Here is a 15,371-nt window from a genome sequence, read left to right on the forward strand (position 1 = left end):
CAATCGCTAGTTCCGAGAATATCTCAAAAATCCTATCTCTAACTTTGCCAACTAATACCTTTTTTCTACGCTTAGGAATCCAAACTAAATGCACAACGCTTAACCCTACCGCGTGGTTGTAGTGTCGATATTCGTAAGATGTTTTTCGCATAGCCCAAAAGTATTGACGTTGTTTTCGTTGTAGTTTACTTTAAAAATAACTACAAAATAAAAACGATGCAAGTACGCTGGAATTACAAGTTACAACCAAATAAGGGGCAACGAACCCTAATGGCTGAGTGGCTTGTGACCTTGCGGAAACATCGTAACTATTGCCTGAGAGAGCGACAAATCGGGTTTGAATCGAATAATCAAAACTGCGACCAAAGCGTAATGTATGAGTACAAAGCATTCTGCGACATTGATACTCGCATCGAGTACGGTTCTTTTTGTCCGCTAACCTGCCCAGTAGTTAAACATGGGGTAATGTCGGCTTTAGTTTTAACTAAAAAAGATGGCAAATGGCTTACCGTTAGTGGGGTACAGTCTGCTAAAACAACCGAATTAAGGGCGACTAATCCGTTTTATGGTCGTATTAATGCTGATGTTTTGCAAGGCAATTTAGCTAAATTAGATACTGCTTATTCTGGTTTCTTCACCCATAAACGAGGTTTCCCAGCCTTTTGCAAAGCAGCTAACTTTAACAGCTTTCAGTACAAACCAACTCAAGCAAAATTAACAGTTAATCGTACTTCAAACCATAAAAGATGCTACTCGCATATTTATCTTCCTGGATTGGGGAATATGCGATATTTAGACAGCCGTACAATAGCTGAAGATGCCGATATCAGAACCGTTACGGTGTTAAAAGAAGCAGACGGATGGTACATAAGTGTACTGCTTAATCTACCCGAACCCTTGCCAGAAATTGCACCAATTGAAACGGTCACTTCTGCTGTAGGAATCGACGTTGGCATTAACAAACTGATTGCTCTAACAGACGGATCTTTTATTGAAAACCCTTTTCTTGCAACTAATAAAAAGACCCGCCGCCAACTAAGAATTAGACAACGCCGCGTTAACCGTAAAGTAAAAGGTTCTAATAATCGCAAAAAAGCAGGTATTGCTGTTGCTGTTCTTCACAAAAAAATAGCAGGCAAGCGCAACGATTTGGGCTGGAAAGCAGCTAAAAGAGTAGTAGAAACGGCATCGGCTATTGTCCGTGAAGACCTAAATATTAAAGGTATGAAATCACGCTGCAAGCCCAAAAGAATAAAGGGGCGGTTCATGCCTAACGGTCAATCGGCAAAGCGCGGTCTAAATCGGTCTATTTCTGATGCTAGTTGGGGAGAACTGTTTGCAAAAATTGCTTGGTTAGCAACTAAAGTTGGTAAACCTGTATTATCGGTTAACCCAAAACATACATCCCAAGAATGTTCTGATTGCGGTCATATTAGCAAAGCTAATCGAGACGGTGAAAAGTTTGTATGTGAGGAGTGCGGTCATATCGACCATGCCGATACTCAAGCATCAAGAACAATATTGAAACGAGCCAATTTGAAATTCGTCAGCAAAGACGTTAAAAACCTAGGGGCGGACTGTCCCAAAGTTACGCTTGTCAGTTATGATGCCGCCCCAACGGGCAAACGGCATCAGGGCAAGAACTGTATATCTAAGGCATTGCCTGAAAAACAGATATTATTTGAGCCGTTGCAATTGCGACTGTTCAATTAAGAATCCCCGTCTCTTTAGAGCGGGGAGTGTCAATAACATTGCCCTAGGTTCTTAACAACTACCTATCTAAATCGATAGGTGTAAATAAAATTTGCCTAGTGTTTTTATAGATGCGATCGCCTTTCCTAGCCTTATTGTTAGGCTTGCAACTTTCGTAGGAATGAATACAAAACCCTGACTTAGGTAGCACTTAATCTAGCAGGACGATCAGAGTCTAGCAAATAGTTATACCAAGTTGCGTTCTAAAAAATCATCCTTAATTCAGGAAAAGTGGCTATACCCCAGGAACCCTGCTGCTATGTCGGAGCGCAACTTAGTATTAGCACTAAGTTCTGCGAAGGAGAATATTATGCCTGAAGTTACAACGCCCGCACACAAAACTGGTGACTTTTTTGTAGATTACGAAGAAAAAGTATTTCCCGATGTCAAAGCCGAACCTGGCGAAAAAGCTTTAGTTACATTTCATACTGTCGCCTTTGAAGGCTCGATTGGATTTATAAATTTATTGCAAGCAACCCGCTTGCTGCGTAAGGGATTTGAAACAGCAATTTTGCTCTATGGCCCAGGAGTAACTCTCGGTATTCAACGCGGATTTCCTAAGCTTGGCGATGAACCATTCCCCGGTCAGCAAAATTTTAACAATCAAATTACTAAATTCATCTCCGAAGGTGGCAAAGTTTATGCTTGTCGCTTTGCCTTGCAAGCTTTGTACGGACATGGCGAACCGTCTTTAATTCCTGGGATTCGTCCGATTAACCCCCTCGACGTTCTCGATCTAATTTTGATGCACCGCAAAGATAATGCCTTTATTCTCGACACTTGGACGCTCTAAATAGGAGACATAGTGGATTATTCGCGCACAACCCGAGCCGCCGCCGTCCACGGTGCGGGTTTAAAAGTTTTAGATACCGCCGTTGGGAAGTTGGGTGCTTTGGCTTGTTGGGAACACTACAATCCATTGGCGCGATTTGCTTTAATAGCGCAGCACGAACAAATCCACTGCGCGCAGTTTCCAGGTTCTTTAGTAGGACAAATTTTTACCGACCAAATTGAAGTAACAATTCGCCATCATGGTTTAGACGCGGGCTGCTTTGTCGTCAACGCCACAGGTTTGCTATCAAAAGAACAAGTCGCTCAAATTACCAGCGATGAGAAGCTACAAAAGGTTTTGAGTGGAGGTTGTAATACTGCCATTATTAGCCCTGAAGGCAATCATTTATGTACGCCAATTACCGAAGGAGAAGGCATGGCGATCGCCGATCTAGATTTCTCTCTAATTACAAAGCGCAAGCGGATGATGGACAGTGTAGGTCACTACTCCCGCCCAGAATTACTGCAATTGCAAGTAAATTTGGATACTCAAACAGTAATGAATCCTTCAGATTTACCTGTTAACTTCGAGCAGTATCCCCTAGCTGAACCTGCAAGTCAAAACAAATAGTGAAAAAACTAGATATTATGGAAAAACCGCCTTTACCGCCATTTACGCTCGAAACCGCACTAATCAAAGTTCAAGCGGCTGAAGATGCTTGGAACACTTGCAACCCTCAAAAAGTTGCCTTAGCTTATACAGAAGATTCCCAGTGGCGCAATCGAGATGAATTTTTTAGCGGACGGGAGGCGATCGCTGCTTTTTTACAGCGCAAGTGGGCAAAAGAGTTAGACTATCGGCTCAAAAAAGAACTTTGGAGTTTTACCGACAATCGCATTTCTGTCCGTTTTGAGTATGAATGGCATGATGCTGCTGGCAACTGGTATCGCTCCTATGGCAACGAACAATGGGAATTTGCCGCTAATGGTTTGATGCAAAGGCGAGAAGCTAGTATTAACGATGTTTCGATTCAAGAAGTGCAAAGAAAGTTTCGCGGGCGGAGCGTAAACCCGAATGAATAAACAGCAGTTGATTGTAGAGCTTCAGTCTAAGAGTTTGAAATTAGCCAGCGTTGAAATCGGTGCGGCGGGGCGCATTGGTGGGGCTGGTCCTTCCGATCACCAAAGCTGTAACTTTAGATGATACTACGGTGATGGCTCCTATATTTAACAGTCCCGCAGCAAATTCGCCCTACACAGTTAAAGAACAAAGATTGCAACTAAATGGTGTAGATATTGGTGCGGTTTCTTTTCCCCAAGAGCCTAAATTTTACAGTTTGACTACATCAGACGGCATTCCTTACAAGCAAATTGCTCTATTACACAGTAAGGATGTATTGGCGACAACCGTTTTACAAACTTGTATCCGTTACGGCGATACGTCAACATCTTGTCAGTTTTGCGCGCTCGGGCAATCTTTAGTAGCAGGGAGAACTATCGCCAGAAAAACCCCCGAACAACTTGCAGAAGTAGCCGAATTATTAGCAGGTTTGGGAGATAGCTTAAAGTCGCTGGTAGAAATGAGCGATCGCTTAATTCAAATCGGTGTGTACCCTTTTGTCGTGCCTTTTGTGCCGATTACCGGAACTCCCTTAGCAAACTATCCCACCCCTAGCAGTAAATGGATGTTGGCGCTTTATCAAGAAGTAGGGGAATTGTTACAACGATCGGGGATGTCTGCCACAGACATTAAGGCAGGTTGCGCTAAGTGTGGGGCTTGTTCGGCTATCCAAAGTTTTGCCAGCTAGAAAAGGCGACTAGAAGAAAGCTAATTTTTTATTCATTAACATCTATGTCACATTATCAATTCAAATTAGCAACTACTTCTCAAGAAATTAATGCTTATTTCGCCCTGCGTCGTGCCATCTTTGCTCAAGAACAACAGCTATTTTCCGGTGACGATCGCGATGAAATCGATAAAATTGCATATCCCATCGTGGCAATTTCTCCCCATAACCAAGTAGTCGGTGTAGTGCGAATTTATGAAATAGAACCGGGCTAAATGGTACGGCGGTAGGCTAGGGACGCATCAAGACTACCGTAAAGGCTGGCAAGTGGGGAAAGGATTAATTTATAAAGCCGTAGTTACGGCTAATACTTGGGGTTGCAAACAGCTTCTCGCTACCGTACAACAGCAAAACGTGCGCTTTTTTCAACGTTTGCACTGGCAATCTACTCAAGAAATGACAATTTGCGATCGCCCTCATCATTTAATGCAAGCCGATCTCAATTTTGCTCCTCCTAGCACGGAAGTGCGATCGCTTACATATTTTCAAGCAACTGTTGCCTCCTGATGTTATCTTCCCTTGCAGCGCAACTAAATCAATCCCTCAGTCTTTTGCAAAAGCAAGATATCCAAACCGCCGCTCAAGCCTTGGATAGAGAAGAATGGACTTCTTCTCAAGTTCTGCTTGGAGATGATTGTGCGGCAATCCCTGATGGTGATGGATATCTACTATTAGCCGCCGAAGGTATGTTGCCTTTATTAGTTGATAGCGCTCCCTGGTTTGCAGGCTGGTCGGCAATTATGGTAAATGTCAGCGATATCTATGCTATGGGCGGTACTCTGATCGCTGTTGTTGATACTTTGTGGAGCAATACCCGCGATAACGAAGCTATTTGGGCGGGTATGAAAGCAGCTTCAAAGGCTTACAATATCCCCCTATTGTTGGTGGTCATACCAACTGCCACAGCCTCTATAATGCCTTATCTGTAGCTATTTTAGGACGGGCAAAGCAATTAATATCTAGCTTCAAGGCGCAACCAGGCGATCGCATTCTATTAGCAATAGATTTTCAAGGTACGCCTCACCCTCAATACAACTTTTGGAATGCGGCAACTACGGCTAATCCCGTGCAGCTACGCGAGAATTTGGCTATTTTACCCCAATTAGCCGAAAATGAGTTGTGGGATGCGGGTAAAGATATCAGTATGGGCGGAATTATCGGCACATTATTGATGTTGCTAGAAACTTCTGGCACTGGTGCGGTGCTGAATTTAGATGCAATTCCTTGTCCCCAAGAACTAGCTTTAGATCGTTGGTTGCTGAGTTTTCCTAGCTATGGATTTTTGCTTAGCGTTCGTCCTAATAATGTGGCGGCGGGAAAATCTTGTTTTCACAACCAAAATTTAGTTTGTGCAGAAATAGGACAAATTCAATCAAATTCGCAACTTGTTTTAACTTCGCACCAAGAATCAATTGTATTTTGGGATTTAGCAAAGCAGCCTTTGACAGGTTTTTCCAATAAAAAGGCGCAATAACAATCAAAACTGCCTCCAGTAACAACTTATAGCTTCCTATACCAGCACTCCGCTTTCAAATTCAATGGTCTGACGGTTCTGAATCTCTTTGCTATTCTCCGTCTTCCGTTGTCAAAGACTATTTCACACCCAATACTGACTATGATTTGGAGGATTTTGTGACGCGAAGTCGCGCTGCTTTGACAATTGCTAGCGATCGCGTGGCGAAAAAATATGGCTATCCCACAGGGTTAGCCCTAGGACAATTAGCAGAAATTGAAGCTAAATCTGCAAAATACAAGGCTTTATTGCCGCAAAAAGTCCGATTTATTCAATTTATCGAGTAAATTTTCAGGCAAAGGCGATCGCAAACTCTACCGCCACTGCCAAGTCGCTAGTTTGCTGAGGATAGGCAACAACAGGTCTATCTACCAAAATCAAAGGAATATTCAATTGCTGTGCTACAAGGCGCTTAACGTCTTCACCGCCGGGACTACCAGAGGCTTTAGAGACAATAAGATCGATCTGCCATTGCTGCCAAAGACTGCGCTCTAAATCTGCCGAAATTGGCGGACGCAGACAAATTAGGCGATCGGGGGTAAAACCTGCCTCTAAGGCGGTCTGGAGGGCGATGGGGCTTGGTAAAATTCTGGCAAACAAAGTAGCTTTAGCTTGCCAGGTCTGAAATAATGGCAAAAATCTATAACCAACAGTTAAAAGCACCCTTGCCGCCGTCAAATAATCTCCAGTAAGTAAAGTATCAAAGCTATCTAGTTCAATTACTCCCTCGTTTGGCAAACTGTGAATCGCTGGGCGTTCGTAGCGCAGATAAGGAATTTGCAACTTTTGGCAAATAGAAATCGCCTTGAGGGAAATTTCCACCGCATAAGGGTGAGACGCATCTAAAACCGCCGTAATCTTTTGCTGTTGGACAAACTCCTCCAACTCCTGAGAATTTAAACGTCCTATCCAGACTTGGAGATTAGGAGTATCGGGATAAAGCCTCCGCGCTGAAACGGTAGTTACAGAAACTAAACAAGAAATATTACTATGACAAGAAATCGCTGCGGCTATGACGGCGCTTTCTTGAGTACCGCCAATTAGCCACAGGCGGCAAGCAAATTCTTCAGAACTTGACAATGCTTTTTAGCCTTTGAGCGCCTTTCTAAAATTTTGCCGATAAGATTTACTGTAGGCTAACAGAAAAGGCCATAGTAAAGATAGACGCAATCTATTGGTAAAAGCACCGTTAAAATTAGTGCGCGTAAAACCGTTCCAAAACTTCCATGCGCCGCCACCGTAGACGGCTAGTAAAACTAAAGTAATAAAACTACCCATCTTATTCAACCTCTTGAGAAATGACAAAATAGAAATTGAATCTGCCAATTAGATAATTATACATTTTTGGGATTGTGCCACTCCCTAGTAAGTTACCCGCGATCGCTCATCTGTAGCAATTATTTATAACTGCTTCTATATACCAGTGTATAGGAGCGCGATCGCCAATTGATTTTTGTTTCCTCCCCTGGATGTGTCTTGTGGGAGTATCTTAGAAGCAAAGAAAAATAAGAAAATAGATAATTAAAGTGCGATCGTTAGCTCTAAATTAGCGACGAATTGCCAACACCCAAAGGAGAAATCATGCGTGCAGTATTGATGGCTGGAGGATCGGGGACGCGGCTAAGACCGCTAACTTGTGATTGTCCTAAACCGATGGTGCCGATTTTAAATCGCCCAATTGCCGAACATATCATCAATCTCCTCAAACGACATCAAATAAATGAAGTAATTGCCACTCTCTATTATTTACCCGATGTATTCCGCGATTACTTTGGTGATGGTAGTGATTTTGGCGTACAAATGACTTATGCCGTAGAAGAAGATCAGCCGTTAGGGACGGCTGGCTGCGTAAAAAACATTGCCGACTTTTTAGATCGAACTTTTTTAGTAATTAGCGGCGATAGCATTACCGACTTTGACCTCACCGCCGCGATTGAATTTCACAAGCGCAAAAAATCAAAAGCGACATTAATATTAACTCGCGTCCCTAACCCTATCGAATTTGGGGTAGTAATTACAGATGAAGACTACCGCATTCGTCGCTTTTTAGAAAAACCATCCGCTAGCGAAATTTTTTCTGACACCGTTAATACTGGCACTTATATATTAGAGCCATCCGTCCTAGAATATTTGCCAGCAAATCAAGAGTGTGATTTTTCTAAAGATTTATTTCCCTTACTCTTAGAAAGCGATGAGCCAATGTACGGATACATCGCTCAAGGCTATTGGTGCGATGTCGGTCACTTAGAAGCTTATCGAGAGAGTCAGTACGACGGTTTGCATCGCAAAGTCAAGCTTGACTATGCTTACGAGGAGCAATCTCCCAATCTCTGGATCGGGCAAAATACTTTTATCGATCCCACTGCCAAAATTTCCACTCCCTGCTTAATTGGTGATAACTGCCGAATTGGCGCGCGAGTTCAAATTGATGCGGGAACCGTAATTGGTGACAACGTAACAATTAGTAATGATGCGAATATCAAGCGTCCGATTATTTGGAATGGAGCAATTATCGGCGAAGAAGCAAATTTAAGGGCTTGCGTCATCTCTCGCGGTACGCGCGTAGACCGCCGCGCGCAGGTGCTAGAAGGCGCTGTAGTTGGCTCCTTATCCACTGTAGGAGAAGAAGCTTTAATTAGCCCTGGAGTGCGTGTTTGGCCCAGTAAACAGATAGAATCGGGAGCAACTTTAAATATCAATTTAATTTGGGGTCACACCGCCCAGCGCAATTTATTCGGTCAGCGCGGAGTGCAGGGACTAGCAAATATTGATATTACGCCAGAATTTGCCGTCAAGTTAGGCGCAGCTTACGGTTCGACCTTAAAACCTGGCAGTCAAGTTACAGTATCGCGCGATCAGCGCAGTATGTCGCGGATGGTAACGCGGAGTTTGATTGCGGGTTTAATGTCTGTGGGCGTAAATATTCAAAACTTAGATGCTACAGCTTTACCCATGGCGCGGACAGTAGTATCTACTCTATCGGTAGCTGGCGGGATTCACGTCCGCTTGCATCCCGATCGCCCAGATTCGATCTTAATTGAGTTTATCGATTCTAAGGGCATTAATATTTCCAAGTCCAAAGAAAAGAAAATTGAGGGTTCTTACTTCAAAGAAGACTTGCGGCGGGTGCAAATTCATGAAATTGGTAATGTAACGTATCCAATTCAAATGATCGATACCTACTGCACGGCTTTTGAGAAAAATTTGAATGTAGGAGCAATTCGCCACAGCAATTCCAAGGTAGTTATTGATTACACTTACTCTGTTTCTGGGGCAATATTACCTCAACTTTTAGCCAAGTTTGGCTGCGATGCGGTAGTGCTAAATGCCAGTCTCAAACCCTCTGCTGTCTCTCCATTAGAAAGAGAGCAATTGCTCACCCAGTTGGGTCAGGTGGTAGAGGTACTAAAAGCTAGCTTTGGGGTGCAGGTGTCAGCCAATGGAGAACAATTAATTTTAGTTGATGAGTCGGGGATGCCTATTCGTGGTGAAATACTCACAGCCCTAATGGTAAATACAATTTTGACGGCTCATCCCAGGGGGACAGTCGTAGTACCAATTCATGCTTCTAGTGCGGTAGAACAAATTGCTCGTCGCCATGATGGTAAAGTAATTCGAACCAAAGCCAACCCCACAGCATTGATGGAAGAATGTCAAAACGATCCCAATGTAGTAATGGGGGGAAGCGGCGATATTGGCTTTATTTTCCCGCAGTTGCATCCAGGGTTTGATGCCATGTTCTCGATTGCCAAGCTAATTGAGATGCTGACTATCCAAGAGCGGAGTCTTGCTTCGGTGCGGACAGAATTGCCGCGCGTTTATCACAAAACTTACACCGTGCGTTGTCCGTGGACTGTGAAGGGATCGCTGATGCGACATTTGGTAGAAACGCACCCCGCCCAAGAGCTAGAGCTAGTCGATGGAGTCAAAATTATTAATCCTCAAAATGATAACTGGATATTAATTTTGCCGGATGCCAGCGAACCACTGGTACATTTGTACGCTAACAGTAATGATAGAGATTGGGTAGATAAGAGTTTAAGAGAGTACCGCACTCGCGTTCAAACATTCGTCGAACAAGAGCAAGAGGTAAGTACAGAAATCAACACTCAAGAAACTGTAGTGGGATAAGCAAAGGCAGGGAGAGCATTGTCTCTCCTTATTTATCTACTCAAACTCACCAAAAATTTGTTAGGAAGCAAATCTTTATGAATAGTTGCATTTTAATGGCTCAAATTGTTCAAGAACCGCAGTTGCGCTTTACCGCCGACCAAATGGCGATTTCCGAAATGTTGGTAGAGTTTTCCGAGCGCGGTCAAGACACGCCATCAAGACTAAAGGTAGTCGGCTGGGGAAACTTGGCTCAAGAGATTCAAAAATCTTACCATCAAGGCGATCGCGTAATTATTGAAGGACGCTTGACGATGAACAGCGTTCAATTAGATGGCTACAAAGAAAAAAGAGCCGAATTAACAGTACAAAAAATTCATCCCCTCGGTGCGGGGATCGATATGGGTTCTGCCGTCAGCAGCACGGAAGACGCAACCAATTATGAAACGCGATCGCCTGTAGCTGCCGGATCTAGCTATAATCCAACTACGACAAATGCTTACGAAGAAGAAAAAGAAAGTAGTGGCAGTACATTTACTCGCCCCGAACCTCCAGCACCGCAACCAGACTATAGTAGCAACGCTGATGTAGACGATATTCCGTTTTAAAACTTCTGTCAGCTACGCGCGTAGCTGACGGCTCAAAATACAAATATTAGTTAAACGTACAGAAAGCAACGAGAAGCACTGTTAAAATCAGTTAATTTTCTGTTGTGCGCCCAACAATTCCTATGAGTGAAACTGTTTTAGATGTTCGCAATTTGCAAGTTGAATTTATTACAGACGAAAAGGTAATTTCCGCCGCTCAAGGTATCTCCTTTAAGTTGGAACAAGGTCAAACTCTAGGAATTGTCGGCGAATCAGGATCGGGTAAATCCATCACATCTTTAGCATTGATGGGTTTAGTTCCAAGTCCAGGAATAATTAGCGGCGGCGAAATCTGGTTTAAGTCTGAACAAACGCCGAGGATAGATTTATTAAAGCTATCCCAAGAGCAAATGCTGTCCTACCGAGGCGGCAAAATTGCCATGGTGTTTCAAGAGCCAATGAGCGCCCTCAACCCAGTCTACACTTGTGGATTTCAGTTGATAGAAGCTATATTGCGCCATCAAAAAGTATCAAAAAAAGAAGCGCGACGCATAGCATTAGGTTTGCTTCAAGAAGTTAAGTTATTGGCTAGTGACGAAGAATTAGCAGCTCAATTAATTGCGACTAAAGCAGCTTTAGGACAAGATAAACGCAAGTTAGAGCGAGAAATTGCCGAGCAAAAACAAGCCTTACTTGATCGCTATCCCCATCAACTTTCTGGCGGTCAATTGCAAAGAGTAACGATCGCTATGGCAATTTCTTGTAACCCCGCCGTTTTAATTGCCGACGAACCTACTACTGCCTTGGATGTTACGGTACAAGCTACTATTCTTGACTTGCTTCGAGAATTGAGTTCAAGCCGTCAAATGGCGATGATTTTTATTACTCACGATTTGGGATTGGTGGCAGAAATTGCTGACACAATCGCGGTAATGTACCAAGGGCAAATTGTGGAATGTGCAAGTGTGGAATCTGTATTTACTAAACCCCAGCACCCCTACACTAAAGGTTTACTCGCTTGTCGCCCAGACTTGGAAGTGCGATCGCAATATCTGCTCACAGTTGCTGACTTTATGGAAGTTGTAAAGGCAACAAATAGCAATGAGGTGCAAATTAAAGAAAAAAGCCCCTCTCCACCCCCAGAAGTCACCCCAGAGGCATTACAGCAACGTTTAGCCCACCTCTCTGAGCAAAAGCCTTTGCTAGATGTCCGCGACTTGCAAGTAGGTTTTTCTCAAGCTGGGGCATTTGGTCAAACCAAACGCTATGTAATGGCAGTTAAGGGGGTTTCTTTTCAAGTTTACCCTGGGGAAACTTTGGGCTTAGTAGGCGAGTCTGGCTGCGGTAAAACGACCTTGGGACGGACTTTGCTGCGCTTAATTACTCCCATAAGTGGCAGTGTCATGTTTGAAGGGCAAAATGTCGCTGCACTCCGAGGTCATGCTTTGCAAAACCTGCGGCAGGAAATGCAGATTATTTTTCAAAACCCCTTTAGTTCTCTCGATCCCCGCCTAAAAATTGGCGATGCGGTTATTGAGCCATTGGTAATTCATGGTAGGGGATCTAGCGATCTCAATCGACGTAAAATTGCCAAAGAATTATTAGAAAGAGTGGGACTAGATCCTGCTTTAGTAAATCGCTATCCTCACGAATTTTCGGGCGGTCAACGGCAAAGAATTTGTATTGCGCGGGCGTTGGCGCTGCGACCTAAGTTTATCATCTGCGATGAATCGGTTTCGTCCTTAGATGTCTCGGTGCAGGCGCAAGTATTGAACCTACTCAAGGAGTTGCAACAAGAATTTAACTTGACGTACATTTTTATCTCTCACGATTTGAATGTAGTTAAGTTTATGAGCGATCGCATTTTAGTCATGAATCAAGGACAAATTGTCGAGCAGGGGTCGGCTGAAAGTATTTACCGTTCGCCTCAACAAAAATACACTCGCCGCCTGATTGCATCTATTCCTACAGGCAAAAAAATGCGATCGCGCTAAAATTGATTTTAAATTTTCCCTAGCAATTTTAGAGAATTATGGTAATATACTCAAAAAATTAACTCCTCGTTCTGTTCGAGCGGGGAAAATTTAGTTTTAGAAAAAAGTATTACTTGCCAAGCAAGGAAATAAGCCAGCTACACTAATAAACTAAATTGTAACTTTAGTATGAACAATATTGCCTCAGTTTCTCAAGGAGAATTGGCTCAGCGCCGCTTGATTCTGCGCCGCCATAGACGACTAAAACAAATTAAATCAGTGTGGAGAACTTTGGCAATTGGCGGGCTTTTGGGGGGATTAGTTTGGGCTGCAACGCAACCGATTTGGGTAGTGAGAGAATCTAGGCAAATTAATGTTGTGGGGAACAAACTGCTATCAAAGCAAGCAATTCAATCGTTATTAAAAATTTCTTACCCGCAAACTTTATTAGAAATTAAACCTGAAGCTCTAGCTCAATCTTTGGAAACCCAGCCCACAATTGCCGATGCCAGCGTGACGCGCAAGCTATTTCCACCCAGCTTGACAGTGCAAGTTACTGAAAGAATCCCCGTGGCGATCGCTTTAACCAAAAGTTCGACTCCAGGGTTAATCGCCGAAGATGGAGTATGGATACCTCAGCAAAGTTATGCCTCGCCTAATGGTAAGTTCAAAATGCCTAAACTCAAAGTTGTGGGGCAAGTAGAACAGTATCAACCTCATTGGAACCAACTTTACCAAGCTGTGAGCAACCTCAATATTAAAGTCAGCGAAATTGATTGGCAAAATCCCAACAATTTGATTCTAAAAACCGAACTAGGAACCGTACATTTGGGTGCTTATAGCTCGCGCTTAAGCGAGCAACTCCAGGTGTTAGAGCAAATGCGACGACCCTTACCTAAGCAAATAAATCCTCAAGAGATTGCTTATATCGATCTTACCAACCCTGCAAAACCATCCATACAAATGACTTCTAGAACGCCAGCAGAAAAGTCAGCCAAAAAAACCGCTCCCCGCGCCCAATAACCTCCGTTACGAACAAATATCAAACAAAAGTTAAGCCAAATTCTCGTAGGTAGTGTAACCTAGGGACTGTAAAGCATATTGCAGCATTCATGTTAGAAAGTCACCTCAGTATTAGACTTCCAGAAACAGAAATGAAAGTTTTAGAGCAATATTGTCACAACGCCCAAAGAACCAAAACTGATGTGATTCGAGAGTTTATTCGCTCTTTGAGTCAAAAACTATAACAGAGTTCAAAGAACCTCAAAAAAGAAGCAGCCTACTAAAAAATAGCTCGATTGTTGCGGCTAATTGACTCGTTTTGGTTCAAAATTACCTTGTTTGTTATCTAGCAAAACTTTAAGCTAAGGAGTAAATCTCTTGACTCGTGTGTATCATCCTCAAAGCTGCCTAAAACTTGTTTCTATACTCCTAGATTGTTCTCTGTCCTAAAATAATCTGAATGCGCTCAGACAGATTTCTTGAAAGTACCGGGTTGTAGTATCTTAGCCAAATTGCCCAAAGTCGTTTATATAAGTAGTTTGAAAATTGCAATGTCGCTCAATAATAAACAAGGGCTTGCCCATAATAATTCCCAATCACCAGGACAGTCAGCATTTACACTGGCAGTAAATTCTAACAATCCTTTTAACAGCACAGGGCTTCATTTCGGTCACAACGACGACAAGGGAATGCCAGCAACAGACGACGACTTAATTAATAATATTGTCCCCGGTCGAGTAGCTAATATCAAAGTGATTGGTGTTGGTGGTGGCGGTGGCAATGCCGTTAACCGCATGATTGCTAGTAACGTATCGGGAATTGAGTTTTGGTCAATTAACACCGATGCTCAAGCTTTGGTACAGTCTGCCGCCGTCAAGCGCTTGCAAATAGGGCAGAAGCTAACGCGGGGTTTGGGAGCAGGCGGCAACCCAGCAATCGGTCAAAAAGCCGCAGAAGAGTCCCGCGATGAAATTGCGGCAGCCTTAGAAAATGCGGATCTCGTATTTATCACTTCTGGAATGGGCGGCGGTACAGGTACAGGAGCAGCCCCAATCGTTGCAGAAATAGCTAAAGAAATGGGAGCGCTGACTGTGGGAGTCGTGACTCGCCCCTTTGTGTTTGAAGGTCGGCGGCGTACCAGCCAAGCAGAGCAAGGAATTGAGGGGCTAGAAAGCCGAGTAGATACCCTAATTGTCATCCCCAATGACAAATTATTAGCAGTAATTTCGGAACAGACCCCCGTCCAAGAGGCTTTTCAGTTTGCCGATGATGTTTTGCGTCAGGGCGTGCAGGGAATTTCGGACATTATTACCATTCCTGGTTTAGTAAACGTGGACTTCGCCGATGTCCGAGCAATTATGGCAGATGCGGGTTCGGCTTTGATGGGAATTGGCGTAGGATCGGGCAAATCTCGCGCCCAAGAAGCCGCCAACGCAGCGATTTCTTCACCACTATTAGAGTCTTCTATTGAAGGGGCTAGAGGGGTTATTTTTAATATTACTGGTGGCAGTGATTTGACGCTGCACGAAGTCAATGCCGCCGCCGAAAGAATATATGAAGTTGTAGATCCCAATGCCAACATTATCTTTGGGGCTGTGATTGACGATCGCCTGCAAGGAGAAGTTAGGATCACAGTTATAGCTACGGGGTTTACTGGGGAAGTAGTCGCTGCACCACCCAAAGCTGCCAAAGCATCAACAAAAGCAACAGCGCCAGAAACAGCCCCGCCACCCGCAGTCACCTATGAACCCAAAGAAAAAACAGGCTTAGATATTCCTGATTTTCTGCAAAGAAGAAGACCGCCACGCGGCTAGAA

The 15,371-nt window shown here is 43.6% G+C and carries 15 protein-coding genes and 3 pseudogenes; 15 read left to right on the forward strand and 3 right to left on the reverse strand.

Translation table 11 applies throughout. The features are described 5' to 3' along the window. Positions 1-151: transposase (locus tag AC2VE5_RS06305; RefSeq protein ID WP_486886998.1), on the reverse strand; the 151-nt coding region annotated here is incomplete at its 3' end. Positions 152-216: 65 nt separating this feature from the next. Here AC2VE5_RS06305 and AC2VE5_RS06310 point away from each other — a divergent pair. The 9 genes and pseudogenes from AC2VE5_RS06310 to AC2VE5_RS06350 all read left to right on the forward strand — a co-directional run bounded on the left by AC2VE5_RS06310 (position 217) and on the right by AC2VE5_RS06350 (position 6,170). After that, complete coding sequence (locus tag AC2VE5_RS06310; RefSeq protein WP_486886924.1) at positions 217-1,713, forward strand: RNA-guided endonuclease InsQ/TnpB family protein; 1,497 nt, start codon at positions 217-219, stop codon at positions 1,711-1,713. 349 nt (positions 1,714-2,062) lie between these two features. Then, positions 2,063-2,545 carry an MSMEG_0572/Sll0783 family nitrogen starvation response protein gene (locus tag AC2VE5_RS06315; RefSeq protein ID WP_486886925.1) on the forward strand — a complete coding sequence of 161 codons (483 nt, stop codon included), beginning with the start codon at positions 2,063-2,065 and terminating at the stop codon, positions 2,543-2,545. 51 nt (positions 2,546-2,596) lie between these two features. Next, a pseudogene (locus tag AC2VE5_RS06320) lies at positions 2,597-3,154 on the forward strand (nitrilase-related carbon-nitrogen hydrolase); the annotation flags it as partial. A 17-nt stretch (positions 3,155-3,171) separates the two neighbouring features. Then, positions 3,172-3,606, forward strand: a complete 435-nt coding sequence (locus AC2VE5_RS06325) for a nuclear transport factor 2 family protein (RefSeq protein WP_486886999.1) — start codon at positions 3,172-3,174, stop codon at positions 3,604-3,606. Further along, positions 3,599-4,331: pseudogene (locus tag AC2VE5_RS06330) on the forward strand (hypothetical protein). The gene AC2VE5_RS06325 and the pseudogene AC2VE5_RS06330 overlap by 8 nt, the downstream one beginning before the upstream one ends. Positions 4,332-4,375: 44 nt before the next feature. After that, positions 4,376-4,877, forward strand: a pseudogene (locus AC2VE5_RS06335) (MSMEG_0567/Sll0786 family nitrogen starvation N-acetyltransferase). Beyond that, the gene (locus AC2VE5_RS06340) at positions 4,877-5,299 is read left to right on the forward strand and encodes an AIR synthase related protein (RefSeq protein WP_486886926.1); all 423 of its coding nucleotides are present in this window, start codon (positions 4,877-4,879) and stop codon (positions 5,297-5,299) included. Before AC2VE5_RS06335 ends, AC2VE5_RS06340 begins: the two are co-directional and overlap by 1 nt. Next, complete coding sequence (locus AC2VE5_RS06345; protein ID WP_486886927.1) at positions 5,203-5,844, forward strand: AIR synthase-related protein; 642 nt, start codon at positions 5,203-5,205, stop codon at positions 5,842-5,844. Before AC2VE5_RS06340 ends, AC2VE5_RS06345 begins: the two co-directional genes overlap by 97 nt. A gap of 38 nt (positions 5,845-5,882) precedes the next feature. Continuing rightward, entirely contained in the window at positions 5,883-6,170 is a 288-nt protein-coding gene (locus AC2VE5_RS06350) for an MSMEG_0570 family nitrogen starvation response protein (RefSeq protein ID WP_486887000.1), read from the forward strand. A gap of 4 nt (positions 6,171-6,174) precedes the next feature. Here AC2VE5_RS06350 and AC2VE5_RS06355 read toward each other — a convergent pair whose 3' ends face one another. Both AC2VE5_RS06355 and AC2VE5_RS06360 read right to left on the reverse strand, forming a co-directional pair. Then, positions 6,175-6,963 (reverse strand): cobalt-precorrin-6A reductase, encoded by a 789-nt coding sequence (locus AC2VE5_RS06355; protein ID WP_486886928.1) that lies wholly within the window; start codon positions 6,961-6,963, stop codon positions 6,175-6,177. A 6-nt stretch (positions 6,964-6,969) separates the two neighbouring features. Further along, the gene (locus AC2VE5_RS06360) at positions 6,970-7,161 is read right to left on the reverse strand and encodes a hypothetical protein (RefSeq protein ID WP_486886929.1); all 192 of its coding nucleotides are present in this window, start codon (positions 7,159-7,161) and stop codon (positions 6,970-6,972) included. A gap of 303 nt (positions 7,162-7,464) precedes the next feature. Here AC2VE5_RS06360 and AC2VE5_RS06365 point away from each other — a divergent pair, with 303 nt between their 5' ends. From AC2VE5_RS06365 to ftsZ, 6 genes are all read left to right on the forward strand, one after another. Then, entirely contained in the window at positions 7,465-10,014 is a 2,550-nt protein-coding gene (locus tag AC2VE5_RS06365) for a sugar phosphate nucleotidyltransferase (protein ID WP_486886930.1), read from the forward strand. 77 nt (positions 10,015-10,091) lie between these two features. Then, complete coding sequence (locus tag AC2VE5_RS06370) at positions 10,092-10,601, forward strand: single-stranded DNA-binding protein (RefSeq protein ID WP_486886931.1); 510 nt, start codon at positions 10,092-10,094, stop codon at positions 10,599-10,601. Between the two features lie 122 nt (positions 10,602-10,723). Further along, a complete protein-coding gene (locus AC2VE5_RS06375) occupies positions 10,724-12,574 on the forward strand; it encodes an ABC transporter ATP-binding protein (protein ID WP_486886932.1) in 1,851 nt (616 codons plus the stop codon). A 168-nt stretch (positions 12,575-12,742) separates the two neighbouring features. After that, positions 12,743-13,576: a cell division protein FtsQ/DivIB gene (locus tag AC2VE5_RS06380; protein ID WP_486886933.1), complete on the forward strand. Its 834-nt coding sequence runs from the start codon at positions 12,743-12,745 to the stop codon at positions 13,574-13,576. Positions 13,577-13,665: 89 nt separating this feature from the next. Beyond that, positions 13,666-13,800, forward strand: a complete 135-nt coding sequence (locus AC2VE5_RS06385; protein ID WP_486886934.1) for a CopG family transcriptional regulator — start codon at positions 13,666-13,668, stop codon at positions 13,798-13,800. A 306-nt stretch (positions 13,801-14,106) separates the two neighbouring features. After that, entirely contained in the window at positions 14,107-15,369 is a 1,263-nt protein-coding gene (ftsZ, locus tag AC2VE5_RS06390; RefSeq protein WP_486886935.1) for a cell division protein FtsZ, read from the forward strand. Positions 15,370-15,371: the final 2 nt, after the last annotated feature.

The sequence above is a fragment of the Aliterella sp. E5.1 genome (assembly GCF_057473825.1).

Bases quoted from the DNA above. Each gene is read 5' to 3' on its own strand.
- AC2VE5_RS06310 (WP_486886924.1), top strand. From the start codon at position 217: ATGCAAGTACGCTGGAATTACAAGTTACAACCAAATAAGGGGCAACGA.
- AC2VE5_RS06315 (WP_486886925.1), top strand. From the start codon at position 2,063: ATGCCTGAAGTTACAACGCCCGCACACAAAACTGGTGACTTTTTTGTA.
- AC2VE5_RS06325 (WP_486886999.1), top strand. From the start codon at position 3,172: ATGGAAAAACCGCCTTTACCGCCATTTACGCTCGAAACCGCACTAATC.
- AC2VE5_RS06340 (WP_486886926.1), top strand. From the start codon at position 4,877: ATGTTATCTTCCCTTGCAGCGCAACTAAATCAATCCCTCAGTCTTTTG.
- AC2VE5_RS06360 (WP_486886929.1), bottom strand. From the start codon at position 7,161: ATGGGTAGTTTTATTACTTTAGTTTTACTAGCCGTCTACGGTGGCGGC.
- AC2VE5_RS06365 (WP_486886930.1), top strand. From the start codon at position 7,465: ATGCGTGCAGTATTGATGGCTGGAGGATCGGGGACGCGGCTAAGACCG.
- AC2VE5_RS06370 (WP_486886931.1), top strand. From the start codon at position 10,092: ATGAATAGTTGCATTTTAATGGCTCAAATTGTTCAAGAACCGCAGTTG.
- AC2VE5_RS06375 (WP_486886932.1), top strand. From the start codon at position 10,724: ATGAGTGAAACTGTTTTAGATGTTCGCAATTTGCAAGTTGAATTTATT.
- AC2VE5_RS06380 (WP_486886933.1), top strand. From the start codon at position 12,743: ATGAACAATATTGCCTCAGTTTCTCAAGGAGAATTGGCTCAGCGCCGC.
- AC2VE5_RS06385 (WP_486886934.1), top strand. From the start codon at position 13,666: ATGTTAGAAAGTCACCTCAGTATTAGACTTCCAGAAACAGAAATGAAA.
- ftsZ (WP_486886935.1), top strand. From the start codon at position 14,107: ATGTCGCTCAATAATAAACAAGGGCTTGCCCATAATAATTCCCAATCA.